This window comes from Tabrizicola sp., from assembly GCF_036781545.1.
Classification (GTDB): Bacteria; Pseudomonadota; Alphaproteobacteria; order Rhodobacterales; family Rhodobacteraceae; genus Tabrizicola.
In genome coordinates, this window is sequence record NZ_DAIQAT010000214.1 from 1 (window position 1) to 4,484 (window position 4,484).

6 protein-coding genes are annotated in these 4,484 nt (G+C 67.8%); 5 read left to right on the forward strand and 1 reads right to left on the reverse strand.

Going from position 1 to position 4,484, the window contains the following annotated elements; all coding sequences use genetic code 11:
* The 5 genes from V7Q39_RS19335 to V7Q39_RS19355 all read left to right on the forward strand — a co-directional run.
* On the forward strand, positions 1-333 hold a 333-nt coding region (locus tag V7Q39_RS19335; RefSeq protein ID WP_333818242.1), incomplete at its 5' end, for an aldolase/citrate lyase family protein.
* The gene (locus tag V7Q39_RS19340) at positions 333-1,310 is read left to right on the forward strand and encodes a hydroxyacid dehydrogenase (protein ID WP_333818243.1); all 978 of its coding nucleotides are present in this window, start codon (positions 333-335) and stop codon (positions 1,308-1,310) included. The genes V7Q39_RS19335 and V7Q39_RS19340, both read left to right, overlap by 1 nt.
* Positions 1,307-2,425, forward strand: coding sequence for a Gfo/Idh/MocA family protein (locus V7Q39_RS19345; protein WP_333818244.1), 1,119 nt, complete (start codon positions 1,307-1,309; stop codon positions 2,423-2,425). Before V7Q39_RS19340 ends, V7Q39_RS19345 begins: the two co-directional genes overlap by 4 nt.
* The gene (locus V7Q39_RS19350) at positions 2,422-3,396 is read left to right on the forward strand and encodes a Gfo/Idh/MocA family oxidoreductase (protein WP_333818245.1); all 975 of its coding nucleotides are present in this window, start codon (positions 2,422-2,424) and stop codon (positions 3,394-3,396) included. The genes V7Q39_RS19345 and V7Q39_RS19350 overlap by 4 nt, the downstream gene beginning before the upstream one ends.
* A gap of 21 nt (positions 3,397-3,417) precedes the next feature.
* Positions 3,418-4,242 (forward strand): TIM barrel protein, encoded by an 825-nt coding sequence (locus V7Q39_RS19355; protein WP_333818246.1) that lies wholly within the window; start codon positions 3,418-3,420, stop codon positions 4,240-4,242.
* A gap of 16 nt (positions 4,243-4,258) precedes the next feature.
* Here V7Q39_RS19355 and V7Q39_RS19360 read toward each other — a convergent pair.
* Positions 4,259-4,484, reverse strand: a 226-nt coding sequence (locus V7Q39_RS19360; protein ID WP_333818248.1) for a hypothetical protein, incomplete at its 5' end; no start/stop codon positions are given.

The window sequence follows — 4,484 nt, forward strand, 5'->3', positions numbered from 1 at the left end:
GCGACGCCGGGGCTGGACGGGATCTATGTCGGCCCGGCGGACCTGACGCTGTCGCTGCATCAGGGCCGCCTGCCCCCCGGCTTCGACCGGGAAGAGCCGGAGATGATCGCCGCTCTGCAAACCATCGTGGCGGCCTGCAAGAAGAACGGCCTGCGCGCCGCGCTGCATTGCGGGACGCCGGATTATGCCGCCCGCGCCATCGGCTGGGGCTTCGACATGACCACGGTCGGGGGCGACTCGCGCTTCCTTGCGGCGGCGGCGGGGGCTGCGGTGGCGGGCTTCCGCAAGCTGACCGACGGGGTCGCGGCGAAGACCGAGAAGGGGGGCTACTGATGCCGCACCTGCTGGTCGCCGGAAAGCTGCACCCTTCGGGGCTGGACCTGCTGCGGCAGGCGCAGGGCGTGACCTTCGACTATGTCGAGGAGATTTCCGAGCCTTCCTACCAGAACTTCCTGCCAAAGGCCGACGCGCTGGTGATCCGCACCCAGCCCCTTGGCGCCGCCTCCATCGCGAAGGCCCCCGCCCTGAAGATCGTCTCGCGCCACGGGGTTGGCTATGACGCGGTGGACGTGGCGGCGCTGGACGCGCGTGACATTCCGCTCTGCATCGTGGGCGATGTGAACTCCTCGGGCGTGGCGGAGCATGCGATGATGCTGATCCTGGCCGCGACCCACCGGCTGATCGCCGCCGACCGGGCGGTGCGGAGCGGCGACTGGGGCTGGCGGAACGGCTTGCAGACGCAGGAGGTGGCGGGCAAGCGGCTGCTTATCCTGGGCTTCGGGCGGATCGGGCAGAAGCTGGCCGGGCTGGCGCGGGCCTTCGGGATGGAGGTCCATGCCCATGACCCCTTCCTTCCCGCCGAGCGCTGGCCCGAGGGCGCGATCCGCGAACCCGATCTGGCGCAGGCGCTGGCCGGGGCGGATGCCGTCTCCCTCCACCTGCCCCGCGCCGACCGGGCCGTTCTGGGCGCGGCGGAACTGGCGCTGATGAAACCCACCGCCGTGTTGGTGAACACCGCGCGGGGCGGGCTGGTCGACGAGGCGGCGCTAGCCCATGCCCTGCGGGCGGGCCGGTTGGGGGGAGCGGGGATCGAGGTCTTCGCCGCAGAGCCCCCCATCGCCGATCACCCGCTCTTCGGCCTGCCCCAGGCGGTCCTGACCCCGCACAATGCCGCGCTCACGGTGGAATGCGCCGAACGGATGGCGCTGGCCTCGGTGCAGAACGTTCTGGACTTTTTCGCCGGGGCACTGGACCCCGCACTCGTCGTCAACCGGGCCGCTTTGGGCGGCGTCAAGGAACCTGCAAAATGACCAAACCGAAACTCCGCATCGGCCTGATCGGCACCGGCTTCATGGGCAAGGCCCATGTCTTCGGCTTCACCTCGGCCCCCCGCGTGTTCGAGCTGCCCTATGATCTGGAGCTGCACACGGTCGCCGACATCACCCCCGAAGCCGCCGAACGCGCCCGGCAGACGCTGGGCTTTGCCAAGGCGACATCCGACTGGCGGACGATCATGGCCGACCCGGAGATCGACCTGGTCTCGATCACCGCCCCCAACGCGCTGCACAAGGAAATGTCGCTGGCGGCCATCGCGGCGGGCAAGCACGTCTATTGCGAGAAGCCGCTCGCCCCGCTGGCCGCGGATGCGCTTGAGATGACGCTTGCCGCCGAGGCCAGGGGGGTGAAGACGCAGGTCGGGTTCAACTACCTGTGCAACCCGATGCTGGCCACCGCGCGGGAAATGATCGAGGCAGGAGAGCTGGGCGAAATCCGGGGCTACCGGGGCCTGCACGCCGAGGACTACATGGCCGACGCCCAAGGCCCCTTCACCTTCCGCCACGACCCGGCGGGGGGCGGGGCTCTGGCCGACATCGGATCGCACGCGCTGGCGACGGCAGAGTTCCTGTGCGGGCCGATCGCCCGGGTGATGGGCGATTGCGTGACGATGATCGGCAGCCGTCCGGACGGCAAGGGTGGCTCGCGCGAGGTTCAGGTCGACGACGTGGGCCGCGCCTTCCTGCGCTTCGCAAGCGGGGCGACGGGCAGCATCGAGGGCAACTGGATCGCGACCGGCCGCAAGATGCAGCACGATTTCGAGGTCTATGGCACCAAGGGCGCGCTGGCCTTCAGCCAGGAGCATTTCAACGTGCTCCACTATTTCTCGACCGATGATCGCAAGGGACGGCAGGGCTTCCGCCGGATCGAGGCGGGGCCGGATCATGCGCCCTATGGGCTTTTCTGCGTGGCGGCGGGGCATCAGATCGGGTTCAACGACCTGAAGGCGATCGAGGTGGCGGGATATGTGAACGCCATCGCGGGCAAGGGGGCGGAGCCCTTCAACTTCCGCAAGGGGCTGCGCATCCAGACACTGGTGGAGACGATCCAGACCTCCTCGCGCGAGGGGCGCTGGCTGGCTGTGAAATGACTCTGAAGGTCGGCGTCATCGGCACGGGCGTGATGGGGGCGGAGCATGTCCGCCTCCTGCGCGAGGAGACGGCGGGGGCCACTGTCGCTGCGGTCTGCGATGCCGACGCGGCGCGGGCGCAGTCGGTCGCAGGGGCGGCCGCCGGCTTTACCGACCCATTGGCGCTGATCGCGGACCCGGAGGTCGAGGCAGTCGTCATCGCCACGCCCGACGCCACCCATGCAAGGCTGGCGCTGGCTTGCATCGCCGCCGGAAAGCCGGTCCTTTGCGAAAAGCCGCTCGCCCCGACAGCAGAGGAAGCCTTGCAGGTCGTCTCTGCCGAAGTGGAGGCGGGCCGCCGCCTGGTGCAGGTCGGCTACATGCGGCGCTTCGATCCGGCTTATGTCGAGATGCGCCGTTCCCGGATCGCGGGCGAGATCGGCGAGGCGGTCCTTTTGCACAACACCCATCGCAATGCGGCGGCCCCGGAGTGGTTCACCGGCGCAATGGCGGTGACCAACTCCTTCGTGCACGAGATCGACATCAGCCGGTGGCTTCTGGATAGCGAACCGGTTTCGGCGCGCGTGCTGCAAGGACCGGGAGGCGACCCCCTGGTCATCACCATGGAAACAGACCGGGGGCAGATCGTGTCCACCGAAGTCTATATGAACGCCCGCTACGGCTACCATGTGCACGCTCAACTGGTCGGGCGGGACGGCACGATCGAGATGGCCGCGCCGACTGCGACGGTGACCAACCACTCCCTTCGCCACGGACACAGCTGGGCCGAGAACTGGGTTCCCCGCTTCCGCGATGCCTATCGCATCCAGATGACTGCCTGGGTCCGGTCGATCCGCACCGGCCAGCCGGTGGGCGCTTCGGCCTGGGACGGCTATGTCGCAACGGGCATTGCAGAGCAGGTCGTGACCGCATTGCAGACTGGCGACAGCGCCCGCCTCCTCCTCGGGGTCCGGCCCGGACTCTACTCCTGACGTGTTATCAATGGAAACCTCATGACGATCCGCCTTGCCCTGAACCGCACCTGCGCGCCGCAGCTGACGCTTGCGGAATTCATCGCACTCGCCAGCCGCGTGGGCGTGCAGGCGGTGGAAATCCGCAACGACATCGAAGGGCGCGAGTTCCAGGACGGGACCCCGGCGGCCGAGGTCAAGGCGCGGCTGGACGATGCGGGGCTGAAGCTCGCCTCGGTCAACGCGCTGCAAAGGTTCAACGACTGGACCCCCGACCGCGCAAGCGAGGCCGAGGCGCTGGTCGCCTATGCCGCCGCGCTGGGGGCGCCGGGGCTGGTGCTGTGCCCGGTGCACAACGAGGGCCATGGCTGGAGCGAGGCGGAGGCCGAGCACAAGCTGCGCGAGGGACTGGCGCGGTTGCGCCCGATCCTGAAGGCGCATGGCGTCACCGGCTATGTCGAGCCGCTGGGGATGAAGGGCTCGACCATGACGCGACAGGACAGCGCAGTGGCGGCGGTGACGGAGATCGACGGCTGGGACGCCTATCAGCTGTGCTATGACACGTTCCAGTTCTTCCGCTGCGGCGACACGCAGCTTTTCCCCGAGCGGATCGGGCTGGCGCATATGTCGGGGATCGCGCGCACCGACCTGGCGCCGGGCGAGTTGACCGAACCCGACCGCGGCCTGATCTTCGTCGGCGACAGGGTCGGCAATATCGCGCAACTACGGGCGCTCAAGGCGGCGGGCTACCAGGGCTTCGTCTCGATGGAACCGTTCAGCCCCGAGGTCCAGCGCGACCCCGAACTTGCAACCCATCTGCGGGCCAGCCTGGAATATGTGGCAAACCTGCTCGATGCGGCGAGCTGAGGCGGCGATTTGCAATTTATATTGCAAAGAATAATAATTGACAAATAATGTGGAAACGCGCCAGATCGCTGCGGGCGATGATCGCCAGACCGGCAGCGAATGCCGGAGAGTCCAAGGGAGGAAGAGAAATGAGGAAGTCCATTCTGCTCGCATCCGTCGCGGTTGCGGGTCTGGCGTCGACGATTTCGGCCCAGGATTTGAAGGTTTGTGTTTCGTGGTCGAACTTTCGTGAGGAGCGTTGG

Bases quoted from the DNA above. Each gene is read 5' to 3' on its own strand.
- V7Q39_RS19355 (WP_333818246.1), top strand. From the start codon at position 3,418: ATGACGATCCGCCTTGCCCTGAACCGCACCTGCGCGCCGCAGCTGACG.
- V7Q39_RS19345 (WP_333818244.1), top strand. From the start codon at position 1,307: ATGACCAAACCGAAACTCCGCATCGGCCTGATCGGCACCGGCTTCATG.
- V7Q39_RS19350 (WP_333818245.1), top strand. From the start codon at position 2,422: ATGACTCTGAAGGTCGGCGTCATCGGCACGGGCGTGATGGGGGCGGAG.
- V7Q39_RS19340 (WP_333818243.1), top strand. From the start codon at position 333: ATGCCGCACCTGCTGGTCGCCGGAAAGCTGCACCCTTCGGGGCTGGAC.